This is a genomic window from Pseudomonas sp. GL93 (genome assembly GCF_003408955.1).
Taxonomy (GTDB): Bacteria; Pseudomonadota; Gammaproteobacteria; order Pseudomonadales; family Pseudomonadaceae; genus Aquipseudomonas; species Aquipseudomonas paracarnis.
This window is the reverse complement of the sequence record NZ_NKRF01000005.1, coordinates 96,160-111,125: the sequence shown is the minus strand read 5'-3', so window position 1 is coordinate 111,125 and position 14,966 is coordinate 96,160. Positions and strand designations below refer to the sequence as shown.

Here is a 14,966-nt window from a genome sequence, read left to right as displayed (position 1 = left end):
TTGCGGTGCAGGTGCTGACCTGCCACTCCCCTCCCCTTCCGTAAGCCTGGATGCCATGCTGACCTGGTTACAACGCGACACCCTGACGTTCCCACCTTTGGCCAAGGCCATGCGCGAACCCAACGGCCTGCTCGCAGCCGGTGGCGACCTGTCGGCCGAACGGCTGATCCAGGCCTACCGCCATGGCTGCTTCCCCTGGTTCTCCGAAGGCCAGCCTATCCTCTGGTGGTCACCCGACCCTCGCACAGTGATATTCCCCGACGAGCTGCATGTTTCCCGCAGCCTCGGCAAATTATTGCGCCAGCAGCGCTATACCGTGACCTTCGACCAGGATTTCGCCGCCGTCATCCAAGCCTGCGCCGCGCCCCGCGCCTACGCCGATGGCACCTGGATCACCGAAGGTATCCAGAAGGCCTACCTGGAGCTGCACCAGCGCGGCTACGCGCATTCCGTCGAGGTCTGGGACCAGGGCGAACTGGTGGGCGGCCTGTATGGCCTGGCGATGGGCCAGTTGTTTTTTGGCGAATCCATGTTCAGCCGCGCCGACAATGCCTCCAAATTCGGCTTCGCCACGTTGACTCGGCAACTGCAAGCCTGGGGATTTGTGCTGATCGATTGCCAGATGCCCAACGATCACCTGCACAGCCTGGGTGCCCGCGGCATACCGCGCAGCGTCTTCGCTGACTTCCTGCATAAACATCTGGACCAACCCAACGCCGGGCCGTGGGTTTCCTAGGCGACTTTCGCGCACGTGGCTTACACTTATTTCAAAGCTTATCCCGAGGGTTGATCATGACCGAGTTGGCGCGCTTGAAGTTCTATGCCACTCAAGCCCACTCTTGCAGCTATCTGCCCGACGAGCAGGCCACCACGCTGTTCCTCGATCCCAGCCAGCCCATGGACGTGCATGTGTATGCCGACCTGTCCGAGATGGGCTTTCGGCGCAGCGGCGATCACCTGTACCGCCCCCATTGCCAGAACTGCAATGCCTGCGTGCCTGCGCGCATCCCGGTTGCGCAGTTTTCGCCTGACCGTAATCAGAAACGCATTCTCAAGCGCAACGCCGACCTGACCGTGCACGCCACCAAACCCCAATACAGCGAAGAATATTTCGATCTCTACCAACGCTATATCGAGCAGCGTCATGCCGACGGCGATATGTATCCGCCCAGCCGCGACCAGTTTTCCACGTTCCTGGTGCGTGACCTGCCCTTTTCGCGTTTCTACGAGTTCCGCCTCGACGGCCGCCTGCTGGCCGTGGCGGTGACCGACCTGCTGCCCAACGGCCTCTCGGCGGTGTACACCTTCTATGAACCGACCGAAGAACGCCGCAGCCTCGGGCGCTTCGCCATCCTCTGGCAAATAGGCGAAGCGCTGCGCCTTGAGCTGGAAGCCGTGTACCTCGGATACTGGATCAAGAACTGCAAAAAGATGAACTACAAGACCCAATATCGACCCATTGAGCTGCTGATTAATCAAAGATGGGTCACGCTTAACTAGAACCCCTTGGCTTGAACACCCTTTTTCGGGCACAATGCACGCCGCTTTTGCCTGGCGCAGTTGCACCGGGCCATTCACTGGATACCGAGGGCTTTACTGCATGTCGAAAGAAGACAGCTTCGAAATGGAAGGCACTGTCGTCGACACCCTGCCCAACACCATGTTTCGTGTGGAGTTGGAAAATGGGCACGTCGTAACCGCGCATATCTCCGGCAAGATGCGCAAGAACTACATTCGTATTCTTACCGGTGACAAAGTGCGCGTCGAGCTGACGCCCTATGACTTGAGCAAAGGGCGCATCACTTACCGCGCTCGCTAAGCAAGTCAATACAAAACGCCCGGTTATGCCGGGCGTTTTTGTGTGCGCAGGATTTATAGAGGCTGCAAAACAACTGTAGGAGCGAGCTTGCTCGCGAAGAACTCAAGGACAACGCAGTGAATCAGACAGCATGCGTTATCGTTGACGATCTTCGCGAGCAAGCTCGCTCCTACAGGTTTACCGCTATCAGGCCATTTCAGCCGTGGTCTCGAACTCGAAGGTCAGCTCGCCGTCCTTCAGGTCGATGTGCACCACCCCACCATGGTCGGAGAGTTCGCCGAACAGGATCTCTTCGGCCAGTGGCCGCTTGATCTTGTCCTGGATCAGACGCGCCATTGGGCGAGCACCCATTGCCGCATCGTAGCCGCCCTCTGCGATCCAACTGCGGGCCGCTTCCGTCACATCCAGCTGCACGCGCTTGTCTTCCAACTGCGCTTGAAGCTCGGTGAGGAACTTGTCCACCACGCTTTTGATAACCTCATGGCTGAGGCGACCAAACTGGATAATGGTGTCCAGGCGGTTACGGAACTCCGGCGTGAAGCTCTTCTTGATCACTTCCATGGCATCGGAGGAGTGATCCTGATGCGTAAAGCCGATCGAAGCCCGCGCCGCGGTTTCAGCACCGGCGTTGGTGGTCATGATCACGATCACGTTGCGGAAGTCCGCCTTGCGCCCGTTGTTGTCGGTCAGGGTCCCGTGGTCCATGACCTGCAACAGCAGGTTGAAGACTTCCGGGTGAGCCTTTTCGATTTCATCGAGCAACAATACGCAATGTGGCTGCTTGGTGATCGCCTCGGTCAACAGGCCGCCCTGGTCGAAGCCGACATAGCCCGGAGGCGCACCGATCAAGCGCGACACAGTGTGGCGCTCCATGTACTCGGACATGTCGAAACGGACCAGTTCGATACCCATGGCCTTGGCCAACTGGCGAGCTGCCTCGGTCTTGCCGACGCCGGTCGGGCCTGCGAACAGGAACGAACCGACTGGCTTGTCCGGCGACTTGAGGCCAGCACGGGACAACTTGATCGCAGTGGACAGCGAGTCGATAGCCGCATCCTGACCAAACACGGTGAGCTTGAGGTCGCGCTCCAGGTTACGCAGCAGCTCCTTGTCGGAACTGGTGACGTGTTTTGGCGGAATCCGCGCGATTTTGGCCACGATGTCCTCGACCTGAGGCACGTCGATGCGCTTCACACGCTTCTCGACCGGCTGCAGGCGCTGGTAGGCACCCGCTTCGTCGATCACATCGATGGCCTTGTCGGGCATATGCCGATCATTGATGTAGCGCGACGCCAGCTCAGCCGCCGCACGCAAGGCCTCATCGGTGTACTCGATGCCATGGTGCGCTTCAAAACGCCCCTTGAGCCCGCGCAGGATACCAATGGTGTCTTCAACCGACGGCTCGGACACGTCGACTTTCTGGAAGCGACGCGCCAGGGCACGGTCTTTTTCGAAAATGCCGCGAAACTCCTGGAAGGTGGTCGAGCCGATGCAGCGGATATCACCCGAAGACAGCAATGGCTTGAGCAGGTTGGAGGCGTCCATCACCCCACCGGAAGCCGCACCGGCACCAATGATGGTGTGGATCTCGTCGATGAACAGGATCGCCTGCGGACGTTTTTTCAGCTCGCCGAGCAACGCCTTGAAGCGCTTTTCGAAGTCGCCACGGTACTTGGTCCCAGCGAGCAACGCGCCCAGGTCAAGGGAGTAGACGACACTGCTGGCCAGCAGGTCTGGCACCTGGTTGTCGACAATGCGCTTGGCCAGGCCTTCGGCAATCGCGGTTTTACCCACGCCCGCCTCGCCCACAAGCAACGGGTTGTTCTTGCGACGCCGCGCGAGAATCTGCGCTACGCGCTCGACCTCGCTCTCACGCCCGACCAGCGGATCGATCCGCCCCTGGCGCGCCATTTCATTGAGGTTGCTGGCATAGGCATCCAGCGGGTTGCTTGAAGAAGAAGACTCACCGCCCTCCTCGTCCTGCATATCCTGCTCACCCTCGGAATGATCGCCATGCCCAGGCACCTTGGAGATACCGTGGGCGATGTAATTGACCACATCAATACGGGCAACGCTCTGCTGCTTGAGCAGGAACACGGCCTGGCTTTCCTGTTCGCTGAAAATTGCCACAAGCACGTTCGCGCCTGTGACCTCACGCTTACCGGAGCTCTGTACGTGGAACACAGCACGCTGCAATACCCGCTGGAAGCCCAGGGTTGGCTGGGTTTCGCGGTCCTCGTCATGCACGGGGATCAGTGGCGTGGTGGAGTCGATAAACTCCTGCAGGTCATGCTTGAGCTTGTCGAGGTTGGCGCCGCACGCACGTAGAACGGTGGCGGCAGCTTCGTTATCCAAAAGTGCCAGCAAAAGGTGTTCGACGGTCATGAATTCATGACGCTTCGAACGAGCCTCCTTGAAGGCAAGATTGAGGGTGACTTCGAGCTCGCGGTTTAACATAGCTTCACCTCATACCCAAGTGGTCGGCGTTAACCGTCCTTCTCGATTTCACAGAGTAGCGGATGCTGGCTTTCCCTGGCGTACTGGTTGACCTGCATGGCCTTTGTCTCGGCGATGTCGCGGGTAAACACTCCACATACTGCCCGTCCTTCTGTGTGAACGGCCAGCATTACCTTGGTCGCCAACTCGCGGTTCAGGTTGAAAAACACCTCGAGCACTTCGACGACGAAATCCATCGGTGTGTAGTCATCATTAAACAAAACCACCTTGTACATCGGCGGCGCCTGTAAAGCAGGCTTCGCCTCCTGAACAGCAATGCCTGCAGAACCGTCGTCGTCATGTTCCTGATCCGGGCGATCCTGATTGAATGTTAGTCGAATCTGGCTGTTTGCATGCATGGGAAAGAAAGGTTCGTCAGTGGTTCAATTACAGTGGTGGGGGCGAGCTGTCAGAATTTCAACTCTGACCGACTGGTCGCCTTGACTATCGGCAAATCGGTGTTACAACCAATAGAGCCCACAGTGGGTAAAAAAGGTCCGCGCAGTCAACCTTATTTATTCGGGTTAGGACGGATAGACAGGATGATACTCCAGTGATGGAGTCTGGTGCAGAGGGATAAGGGAATGGCTAGTGGTACGGTCAAATGGTTCAACAATGCCAAGGGTTACGGCTTCATTAATGAAGACGGCAAAAAAGAAGACCTTTTTGCGCATTACTCAGCGATCCAGGTGGATGGGTACAAAACGCTGAAGGCGGGTCAACCGGTATCCTTTGAGATTACCCAAGGCCCAAAGGGCTTGCATGCGGAGAAGATCGAAGTAATCGCCACTACGCCTGCCACAGAAAAGGTTGCGGCACCCGGTCAAAAATCAAGACAAGAAAAGCAACAGGCCTGAGCAGCCACCGAGCACAGCATTGAAAGCAAATCGGCTGCCCCGAATCATCAGGGCAGCCGGTTTTATTTGCCTGTTTACATATGTTTGATCAACGCATCTCCAAAGCCCGACGACGACACCAGCGTAGCGCCATCCATCAGACGCTCGAAGTCATAGGTCACGGTCTTGGCCGAAATCGCGCCGTTGGTGCCCTTGATGATCAGATCCGCCGCCTCGACCCAGCCCATATGCCGCAGCATCATTTCCGCCGAAAGAATCAATGAACCCGGGTTGACCTGATCCTTGCCCGCATACTTGGGCGCAGTACCGTGAGTGGCTTCGAACATCGCCACAGTGTCCGACAGGTTGGCCCCCGGCGCGATACCAATACCACCGACCTCCGCCGCCAAGGCATCAGACAGGTAGTCGCCATTAAGGTTGAGGGTCGCGATCACGTCATATTCAGCCGGGCGCAGCAGGATCTGCTGGAGCATGGCGTCGGCAATGGCATCCTTGACCACTACATTCTTGCCGGTCTTGGGGTTCTTGAACTGCATCCACGGCCCGCCATCGAGCAAGGTCGCACCGAACTCTTCAGCCGCCACCTCATAGGCCCACTCCTTGAAGGCACCCTCGGTGAACTTCATGATGTTGCCTTTGTGCACGATGGTCAGCGAGTCGCGGTCATTATCCACCACATACTGCAGAGCCTTGCGCGCCAGGCGCTTGGTGCCCTCTTTGGAGACCGGCTTGACGCCAATCCCGCAATCCTGGTCGAAACGGATCTTGGTAACGCCCATTTCTTCCTTGAGGAACTTGATCACCTTGATCGCTTCCGGCGAACCAGCCTTCCACTCGATGCCCGCGTAAATATCCTCGGAGTTCTCACGGAAGATGGTCATGTCCACGTCGCCAGGCTTTTTCACCGGGCTGGGCACGCCTTCGAACCAGCGCACCGGGCGCAGGCACACATACAGGTCGAGCTGCTGACGCAGCGCTACGTTCAACGAACGGATACCGCCACCCACCGGCGTTGTCAGCGGGCCCTTGATGGACACCACGTAATCCTTGACCGCATCCAGGGTTTCCTGGGGCAGCCAGGTGTCCTGGTCGTAGACTTGAGTGGCCTTTTCGCCAGCGTACACCTCCATCCAGGAGATTTTGCGCTTGCCGCCGTAAGCCTTTTCAACAGCGGCGTCGACCACCTTGATCATCACCGGGCTGATGTCGACGCCAATACCGTCACCTTCAATGTAGGGGATGATCGGTTGGTCAGGAACATTGAGAGAATGGTCTGCATTGACGGTGATTTTGTCGCCGACTGCCGGAACCTGAATCTTCTTGTATCCCATGCTGAACTCCATCTATGGATTGAACATCTGGCTGCGTTCGAGCCTACTCCAGATAAATGGCGACTGAAACCTCACGCCATGCTCATTTGCATCGAAAACAGCACATTTGGTGGCCTACAAGCCTGAAAGCAAAGGGAAAAGCGCCAATCTTGAGCACACCCCACCACCCCACGCACCTGCGACCTTTAGACCAATGGACGAGCCTCCTTTTTCATGAAGGCTCAGCGTAAGCATAGCGACCTATGTATAATGCCGCCGCTGACCAAAGAGTCACGACGGCGGACCGCTCTAGAACGTAGCCTTTCGCCAGAAAGCCGGACTATTACCATAGCCCACCCGCTTGACGCTCGACTGATGCAAACCAACATCACCGCGAAGAAACCTCGACATTTCGCTCATGGATGACTTTGAACGAACGCGCTCTACCCGGCGCATCTCGAGTTTCTGCGCACGCTTTCAGCAAAGAAGAGAGTTAATCCGAATATGCCCACCCGCTCGAAGATCATCTACACCTTCACCGACGAAGCCCCAGCCCTCGCCACCTATTCACTGCTGCCTATCGTAGAGGCCTTCACCGCTTCCGCTGATATTGCCGTGGAAACCCGCGACATTTCCCTCGCCGGGCGCATCCTCGCAAGCTTCCCCGAGCAACTGGGCACCAAGGCCATCCCGGACCACCTCGCCGAACTGGGCGACCTGGCCGTTACGCCTGAAGCCAACATCATCAAGCTTCCCAACATCAGCGCCTCGACCCCGCAGCTGCAAGCCGCGATCAAGGAACTGCAGGCCCAGGGCTACGCCCTGCCGGACTACCCTGAAACCGTAACCACCGACGCGGAAAAAGAAACCCGTGCACGTTACGACAAGGTCAAGGGCAGCGCCGTGAACCCGGTCCTGCGCGAAGGCAACTCCGACCGTCGCGCACCGCTGTCGGTCAAGAACTACGCACGCAAGCACCCGCACAAAATGGGCGCCTGGGCGGCCGACTCCAAGTCGCACATTGCCCACATGAACAACGGCGACTTCTACGGCAGCGAAAAAGCCGTGCAGATCGAAACCGCTGACGCTGTCAAAATTGCGCTGGTTGCAAAGGACGGCACCACCACCGTCCTGAAGGAAAAGACCAGCGTTCAGGCCGGCGAAATCATCGACACCGCCGTGCTGAGCAAGAAAGCGCTGCGCAGCTTCATCGCCGCTGAAATCGAAGACGCCAAGAAGCAAGGCGTGCTGCTGTCGGTTCACTTGAAAGCCACCATGATGAAGGTCTCCGACCCGATCATGTTCGGCCAGATCGTTGCCGAGTTCTATAAAGACGCATTGGCCAAGCACGCGACCGTGCTGGAGCAGATCGGCTTCAACCTGAACAACGGCATCGGCGACCTGTACGCCCGCATCAAGGCCCTGCCGGCCGACCAGCAAGCGCAGATCGAAGCCGACATCCAGGCGGTCTACGCCGTTCGCCCTGCCCTGGCGATGGTCAACTCCGACAAAGGCATCACCAACCTGCACGTGCCAAGCGACGTCATCGTCGACGCCTCGATGCCAGCGATGATCCGTGACTCCGGCAAGATGTGGGGCACCGACGGCCAACTGCACGACACCAAGGCTGTGATCCCGGATCGCTGCTACGCCACCATCTACCAGGCGGTCATCGAAGACTGCAAGGCCAATGGCGCCTTCGACCCCACCACCATGGGCAGCGTGCCAAACGTTGGCCTGATGGCGAAGAAAGCCGAAGAGTACGGCTCCCACGACAAGACCTTCCAGATCAAGGCTGACGGCGTTGTCCGCGTCACCGACAGCCAGGGCAACCTGCTGATGGAACAGAACGTCGAAGCTGGCGACATCTTCCGTATGTGCCAGACCAAAGACGCGCCGATCCAGGACTGGGTCAAGCTCGCCGTCAACCGTGCCCGCGCCAGCAACACCCCGGCCATCTTCTGGCTGGACCCTAAGCGTGCCCACGATGGTGTAGTCGTCGAGAAAGTTCAGGCTTACCTGAAAGACCACAACACCGAAGGCCTGGACATCCGCATCATGGCCCCGGTCGATGCGATGAAGTTCACCCTGGAGCGCACCCGCAAGGGCCTGGACACCATCTCGGTGACCGGCAACGTACTGCGCGACTACCTGACCGACCTGTTCCCGATCATGGAACTGGGCACCAGCGCCAAGATGCTGTCGATCGTGCCGCTGATGAATGGCGGTGGCCTGTTCGAAACCGGCGCTGGCGGCTCGGCACCTAAACACGTACAGCAACTGCTGGAAGAAAACTTCCTGCGCTGGGATTCCCTGGGCGAGTTCCTGGCCCTGGCCGCGTCCCTTGAGCATTTGGGTGTGACGTACAACAACCCGAAAGCCCTGGTACTGTCCAAGACCCTGGACCAGGCCACCGGCCAGTTCCTGGACAACAACAAGTCGCCATCGCGTAAGGTCGGCAACATCGACAACCGCGGCAGCCACTTCTACCTGGCGCTGTACTGGGCACAAGCCCTGGCCGCCCAGACTGAAGACACTGCACTGCAAGCGCAGTTTGGCGAATTGGCCAAAACCCTGGCCGAGAACGAAGCAACCATCGTTGCCGAACTCAACGCCGTACAGGGCAAGCCAGTGGACATCGGCGGCTACTACGCGCCGAACCCAGAGCTGACCAGCAAGGCCATGCGCCCAAGCAACACCCTCAATGCGGCGATTGCCAAGTTGAAGTAAGGTTGTAAGGATGCAAAGAAGCCCCGGCCAAGTGCCGGGGTTTCTGTTTGTCGGGACTTCGTTGAAGAAACTCAATCAAATGTGGGAGCTGGCTTGACTTAATGCCAGTCAGTTAAGCGGTCGTCGCCTTCTGTAGGAGCGAGCTTGCTCGCGAAGAACGTCAACGATAACGCGTGCTTGCTGAATGAACGCGGCGCCTTTGAGTTTTTCGCGAGCAAGAACTAGGCGTCCCCCTCGCTCCTACAAAAAAGCCTTAACTGACTGGCATTAAGGCAAGCCAGCTCCCACATTGAACGTGCCACCTTCCAGATACCGAGGTTTGCAATGACCTGGCTCCCCCACATCACCGTCGCCACCATCGTCGAAGACAACGGCAAGTTCCTGATGGTCGAAGAACTCAAGGGCGGGCGCGCCGTGCTCAACCAGCCCGCCGGCCACCTGGACCCGAACGAAACCCTGACCGAGGCCGCCGTGCGCGAAACACTGGAAGAAACCGGTTGGGACGTGCAAGCCACCGGCATCGTCGGCATCTACCTGTACACCGCACCGAGCAATGGCGTGACCTACCAACGGGTCTGCTTTATCGCCACGGCGTTGAAACACCACCCGGATTATCAACTCGACGAAGGCATCCTGCGCGCCCGCTGGCTGACCCGTGACGAGCTGATGGCCGTGCGCGACGACTGGCGCAGCGAGCTGATTATCCGCTGCATCGATGATTATCTGGCCGGCCAGCGCCACAGTCTCGAATTGATCCGCCCTTCTCTTTAGCCTTGCGGGCCCAGGCCTGCTAGAATCGCGTCCTTTTTCAAGACACCCGTTGAAACCCTATGCGTGATCCAGCCCCTTCTGACACACAAAAGAAGCGCGTCATCGTCGGCATGTCCGGCGGCGTGGACTCTTCCGTTTCCGCCGTTCTGCTCATGGAGCAGGGTTATGAGGTGGAAGGCCTGTTCATGAAGAACTGGGAAGAAGACGATGGAACGGAATACTGCACCGCCATGGACGACCTGGCGGACGCCCAGGCCGTGTGCGACAAGATCGGCATCAAGCTGCACACCGCCAACTTCGCCGCCGAGTACTGGGACAACGTGTTCGAGCACTTCCTGGCCGAATACAAGGCCGGCCGCACGCCGAACCCGGACATCCTGTGTAACCGCGAAATCAAGTTCAAGGCCTTCCTCGACTACGCCATGATGCTCGGTGCCGACCTGATAGCTACCGGCCACTACGTGCGCCGTCGCGATATCGATGGCCGCACCGAACTGCTCAAGGGCCTGGACCCGAACAAGGACCAGAGCTACTTCCTGCATGCCGTCGGCGGTGAACAGATCGCCAAGACCCTGTTCCCGGTCGGCGAGCTGGAAAAGCCCGAAGTGCGCAAAATCGCAGAGAAACATGGCCTGGCCACCGCCAAGAAGAAAGACTCCACCGGGATCTGCTTTATCGGCGAGCGGCGCTTCAGCGATTTCCTCAAGCAATACCTGCCGGCGCAACCGGGCGAGATCAAAACCACTGACGGCGAAGTGATCGGCCGCCACCATGGCCTGATGTACCACACCATTGGCCAGCGCCAGGGCCTGGGCATCGGCGGCTTGAAAGACGCAGGTGAAGAGCCGTGGTACGTGCTGGTCAAGGACCTGGAAAACAACGTGCTGGTGGTCGGCCAAGGCAATGAGCACCCGCTACTGTTCTCCGGCGCCCTGCTCGCTTCCGAAATCTATTGGGTCAACCCGATCGACCTGAGCACCCCGCGCCGCCTGACTGCCAAGGTGCGCTATCGCCAGAGCGACCAGCCCTGCACCCTGGAAAAAACCGCCACCGGTTACCGCGCCACCTTCGATGACCCGCAACGCGCGGTCACCCCTGGCCAGTCCGTGGTGTTCTATGACGGCGAAATCTGCCTGGGCGGCGGCGTGATTGAAGTCGCGCAAGCCTGGAGCAACCCGGCATGAGCCCGACCCAGGAGCAATTGACGGCCCTTGGCGGTGTGTTTCTCGCTGCGGTACTGGTGGACAAGATCGCCAAGACCGGCCAGGTCACTGAAGCCGGCCTGACCTGCATGCTCGGCAGCCTGCTGATCCGTGACCCCAAGGACACCCTTGAGGTTTACGGCGGCGACGACCTGGCCCTGCGTGAAGGCTATCGCGCCCTGGTCGGCGCCCTGGAGCGCGACCCCAGCACTTTGCAGCGCGAACCGTTGCGCTATGCCCTGTCGATGCTTGGCCTTGAGCGCCAATTGGCCAAGCGTGACGACCTGCTGGACACCATCGGCAAGCGCCTGCCGCAGATCCAGTCCCAGGTAGAACACTTCGGCCCGGCCCACGAAAACGTGATCGCCGCCTGTGGTGCGCTGTACCAGGACACCTTGAGTACCCTGCGCCAGCGTATCCAGGTGCACGGCGACATGCGCAACCTGCAACAACCCAACAACGCGTCGAAAATCCGCGCCCTGCTCCTGGCCGGTATTCGTTCGGCACGCTTGTGGCGCCAACTGGGCGGTCATCGCTGGCAGCTGGTGATCAGCCGGCGCAAATTGCTCAAAGAGCTTTACCCGTTGATGCGCAACGAATAAGTCGCATCAGCAGGCCATTTTCAAGCCGTTACGCGTAATACGCCGGTCAGTTGGCAACGGACCGGCGGATTTTTTCATGTATGATACGCGCCCCATTTCGTTGCCCGACTGTCCGAGAACACCCCATGCAGCTCTCTTCGCTCACTGCGGTTTCCCCTGTTGACGGCCGCTACGCCGGCAAAACCCAGGCCCTGCGCCCTATTTTCAGCGAATACGGTTTGATCCGTGCGCGTGTACTGGTTGAAGTGCGCTGGCTCCAGCGCCTGGCCGCTCACCCTGCCATTGGCGAAGTGCCGGCGTTTTCCGCCGAGGCCAACGCTGTATTGAACACCCTGGCGGAAAACTTCTCCCTGGAGCACGCCGAGCGTGTGAAAGAGATCGAGCGCACCACCAACCACGACGTCAAAGCCATCGAGTACCTGCTCAAAGAGCAAGCGGCCAAGCTGCCGGAACTGGCCCAAGTCAGCGAATTCATCCACTTTGCCTGCACCAGCGAGGACATCAACAACCTGTCCCACGCCCTGATGCTGCGCGAAGGCCGTGATGACGTGATGCTGCCGCTGATGCGCCAGACCGCCAACGCTATCCGTGAACTGGCGATCCGTTTCGCTGATGTGCCGATGCTCTCGCGCACCCACGGCCAGCCGGCTTCGCCGACCACCCTGGGCAAAGAGCTGGCCAACGTGGTGTACCGCCTGGAGCGCCAGATCGCTCAAGTGGCCGCCGTGCCATTGCTGGGCAAGATCAACGGCGCCGTAGGCAACTACAACGCCCACCTGTCGGCCTACCCTGAGATCGACTGGGAAGCCAACGCCCGCGCCTTCATCGAAGACGAATTGGGCCTGGGCTTCAACCCCTACACCACGCAGATCGAACCGCACGACTACATCGCCGAGCTGTTCGACGCGATTGCGCGCTTCAACACCATCCTGATCGATTTCGATCGCGATATCTGGGGCTACATCTCCCTGGGCTACTTCAAGCAGCGCACCATTGCCGGCGAAATCGGTTCTTCGACCATGCCGCACAAGGTCAACCCGATCGACTTCGAAAACTCCGAAGGCAACCTGGGTATTGCCAACGCCCTGTTCCAGCACCTGGCCAGCAAGTTGCCGATCTCTCGCTGGCAGCGCGACCTGACCGACTCCACCGTACTGCGCAACCTCGGTGTCGGCTTTGCCCACAGCGTGATCGCATACGAAGCCAGCCTCAAAGGCATCAGCAAGCTGGAGCTCAACGAGCAGAAGATTGCCGCTGACCTGGACGCGTGCTGGGAAGTACTGGCCGAGCCGATCCAGACCGTGATGCGCCGCTACAACATCGAAAACCCCTACGAGAAGCTGAAAGAATTGACGCGCGGCAAGGGCATCAGCCCCGAAGCGCTGCAAACTTTCATCGACGGCCTGGACATGCCAGCCGCGGCCAAGGCCGAGCTGAAACTGCTCACCCCGGCCAACTACATCGGCAACGCTGTAGAGCAAGCCAAGCGCATCTGATCCAAGCAAGCTCCTTTGAGACGCCCGGCCGCGCCGGGCGTTTTTATTCCTGTCTTAAAAGTGCTTTTTTTCAATAGGTTACACATGAATCCTGATATCCCTCTTCAACTTCTGGGCGGCATCACGGCACGGGAATTCCTGCGCGACTACTGGCAGAAAAAACCGCTGCTGATCCGCCAGGCCATCCCTGACTTCGAAAGCCCGATCGATGCCGACGAACTGGCAGGCCTGGCCCTGGAAGAAGAAGTCGAGTCGCGCCTGGTGATCGAACACGGCGAGCGCCCGTGGGAACTGCGCCGCGGCCCGTTCGCCGAAGACGCTTTCAGCACCCTGCCCGAGCGTGAGTGGACCCTGCTGGTGCAGGCGGTCGACCAGTTCGTGCCGGAAGTGGCTGAGCTGCTGGAGCACTTCCGCTTCCTGCCGAGCTGGCGTATCGATGATGTGATGATCAGCTTCGCCGCGCCGGGTGGCAGCGTCGGTCCGCATTTCGATAACTACGATGTGTTCCTGCTGCAAGCCCAGGGCAAGCGCAACTGGAAGATCGGCCAGATGTGCAATTCCGAAAGCCCGTTGCTGCAACACGCCGACCTGCGCATCCTCGCCGAATTCGAAGAAAGCGCCGAATGGGTGCTGGAACCGGGCGACATGCTCTACCTGCCACCGCGCCTGGCCCATTTCGGTATTGCTGAAGACGACTGCATGACCTATTCCGTGGGTTTCCGTGCACCGAGCGCCGCTGAAGTGCTGACCCACTTCACCGACTTCCTCAGCCAGTACCTGACCGACGAAGAGCGCTACACCGACGCCGACGCCCAACCCGTCAGCGACCCGCACCAGATCCAGGGCGACGCACTGGACCGCCTCAAGGGCTTGCTCGCCGAGCACATGAGCGATGAGCGCATGCTGCTGACCTGGTTCGGCCAGTTCATGACCGAGCCACGCTACCCGGAACTGGTGGCCGGCGAAGAGTTGGGCGAAGAAGACTTCGTCAACAGCCTGCAAGACGGCGCGATCCTGGTGCGCAACCCGAGCGCGCGCCTGGCCTGGTCCGAAGTGGACGACGACGTGCTGCTGTTCGCCAGCGGCCAGAGCCGTTACCTGCCGGGCAAACTGCGTGAACTGTTGAAGCTGGTGTGCTCGGCCGATGCACTGCACAGCGAAAACCTCAGCGAATGGCTGGCCGACGAAGATGGCCGCGACCTGCTGTGCGAGCTGGTCAAGCAAGGCAGCCTGGGGTTCGCGGATGAATAGAATTCACGTAAGTGTCGCGGACTGGCGAAAGGATATCGACGAGATTCGGCGCATTCGTGAAGCGGTATTCATCGCTGAACAATCGGTCCCGCCTGAATTGGAGTGGGACGCGGACGATGCCGGCGCCATGCATTTTCTTGCATACGAAGGCGACTTCCCGATTGGCACCGCTCGATTGCTGCCCAGCGGCGAGATCGGTCGGGTATCGGTGCTCAAGGACTGGCGCGGACTGAAAGTCGGCGACAAGCTGATGGAAGCGGTGATTGGCGAGGCGGTGAAACGCGGCCAGACCAGGCAATTCCTGAGTGCGCAGGTGTATGCAGCACCGTTCTATGAGCGACTGGGTTTCAAGATCGTCAGCGATGAGTTTCTTGAGGTCGGGATTCCGCATGTGGACATGGTGCGCGAGGGCTGAGCTGTCTCGTTCGCGAG

At 59.2% G+C, this 14,966-nt stretch carries 14 protein-coding genes; 11 read left to right on the top strand and 3 right to left on the bottom strand.

Translation table 11 applies throughout. From position 1 onward, the window contains the following. Nucleotides 1-55: 55 nt before the first annotated feature. From aat to infA, 3 genes are all read left to right on the top strand, one after another. Nucleotides 56-736, top strand: a complete 681-nt coding sequence (gene aat / locus CER19_RS02230; protein ID WP_034127879.1) for a leucyl/phenylalanyl-tRNA--protein transferase — start codon at nucleotides 56-58, stop codon at nucleotides 734-736. Nucleotides 737-792: 56 nt separating this feature from the next. Further along, nucleotides 793-1,500 carry an arginyltransferase gene (locus CER19_RS02225; RefSeq protein WP_003192088.1) on the top strand — a complete coding sequence of 236 codons (708 nt, stop codon included), beginning with the start codon at nucleotides 793-795 and terminating at the stop codon, nucleotides 1,498-1,500. Between the two features lie 100 nt (nucleotides 1,501-1,600). Then, nucleotides 1,601-1,819: a translation initiation factor IF-1 gene (infA, locus tag CER19_RS02220; protein WP_002553999.1), complete on the top strand. Its 219-nt coding sequence runs from the start codon at nucleotides 1,601-1,603 to the stop codon at nucleotides 1,817-1,819. A gap of 186 nt (nucleotides 1,820-2,005) precedes the next feature. Here infA and clpA read toward each other — a convergent pair whose 3' ends face one another. Both clpA and clpS read right to left on the bottom strand, forming a co-directional pair. Next, nucleotides 2,006-4,276 (bottom strand): ATP-dependent Clp protease ATP-binding subunit ClpA, encoded by a 2,271-nt coding sequence (clpA, locus tag CER19_RS02215; protein WP_116665231.1) that lies wholly within the window; start codon nucleotides 4,274-4,276, stop codon nucleotides 2,006-2,008. A gap of 29 nt (nucleotides 4,277-4,305) precedes the next feature. Then, a complete protein-coding gene (gene clpS, locus CER19_RS02210) occupies nucleotides 4,306-4,674 on the bottom strand; it encodes an ATP-dependent Clp protease adapter ClpS (protein WP_005789091.1) in 369 nt (122 codons plus the stop codon). 225 nt (nucleotides 4,675-4,899) lie between these two features. Here clpS and cspD point away from each other — a divergent pair, with 225 nt between their 5' ends. After that, the gene (gene cspD, locus CER19_RS02205; protein ID WP_116665230.1) at nucleotides 4,900-5,172 is read left to right on the top strand and encodes a cold shock domain-containing protein CspD; all 273 of its coding nucleotides are present in this window, start codon (nucleotides 4,900-4,902) and stop codon (nucleotides 5,170-5,172) included. Nucleotides 5,173-5,246: 74 nt separating this feature from the next. Here cspD and icd read toward each other — a convergent pair whose 3' ends face one another. Further along, nucleotides 5,247-6,503, bottom strand: coding sequence for an NADP-dependent isocitrate dehydrogenase (gene icd / locus CER19_RS02200; protein ID WP_005789095.1), 1,257 nt, complete (start codon nucleotides 6,501-6,503; stop codon nucleotides 5,247-5,249). A 483-nt stretch (nucleotides 6,504-6,986) separates the two neighbouring features. Here icd and CER19_RS02195 point away from each other — a divergent pair, with 483 nt between their 5' ends. From CER19_RS02195 to CER19_RS02160, 7 genes are all read left to right on the top strand, one after another. Then, nucleotides 6,987-9,212: an NADP-dependent isocitrate dehydrogenase gene (locus CER19_RS02195; protein WP_116665229.1), complete on the top strand. Its 2,226-nt coding sequence runs from the start codon at nucleotides 6,987-6,989 to the stop codon at nucleotides 9,210-9,212. Between the two features lie 324 nt (nucleotides 9,213-9,536). Further along, nucleotides 9,537-9,983: an NUDIX hydrolase gene (locus CER19_RS02185; RefSeq protein WP_116665228.1), complete on the top strand. Its 447-nt coding sequence runs from the start codon at nucleotides 9,537-9,539 to the stop codon at nucleotides 9,981-9,983. Nucleotides 9,984-10,042: 59 nt separating this feature from the next. Further along, entirely contained in the window at nucleotides 10,043-11,167 is a 1,125-nt protein-coding gene (gene mnmA / locus CER19_RS02180) for a tRNA 2-thiouridine(34) synthase MnmA (protein WP_034133822.1), read from the top strand. Further along, entirely contained in the window at nucleotides 11,164-11,787 is a 624-nt protein-coding gene (hflD, locus tag CER19_RS02175; protein WP_116665227.1) for a high frequency lysogenization protein HflD, read from the top strand. The genes mnmA and hflD overlap by 4 nt, the downstream gene beginning before the upstream one ends. A 125-nt stretch (nucleotides 11,788-11,912) precedes the next feature. After that, nucleotides 11,913-13,283, top strand: a complete 1,371-nt coding sequence (gene purB, locus CER19_RS02170) for an adenylosuccinate lyase (protein WP_116665226.1) — start codon at nucleotides 11,913-11,915, stop codon at nucleotides 13,281-13,283. Between the two features lie 84 nt (nucleotides 13,284-13,367). After that, entirely contained in the window at nucleotides 13,368-14,534 is a 1,167-nt protein-coding gene (locus CER19_RS02165; protein ID WP_116665225.1) for a cupin domain-containing protein, read from the top strand. Beyond that, nucleotides 14,527-14,949 carry a GNAT family N-acetyltransferase gene (locus tag CER19_RS02160; RefSeq protein ID WP_057710354.1) on the top strand — a complete coding sequence of 141 codons (423 nt, stop codon included), beginning with the start codon at nucleotides 14,527-14,529 and terminating at the stop codon, nucleotides 14,947-14,949. Before CER19_RS02165 ends, CER19_RS02160 begins: the two co-directional genes overlap by 8 nt. Nucleotides 14,950-14,966 lie beyond the last annotated feature (17 nt).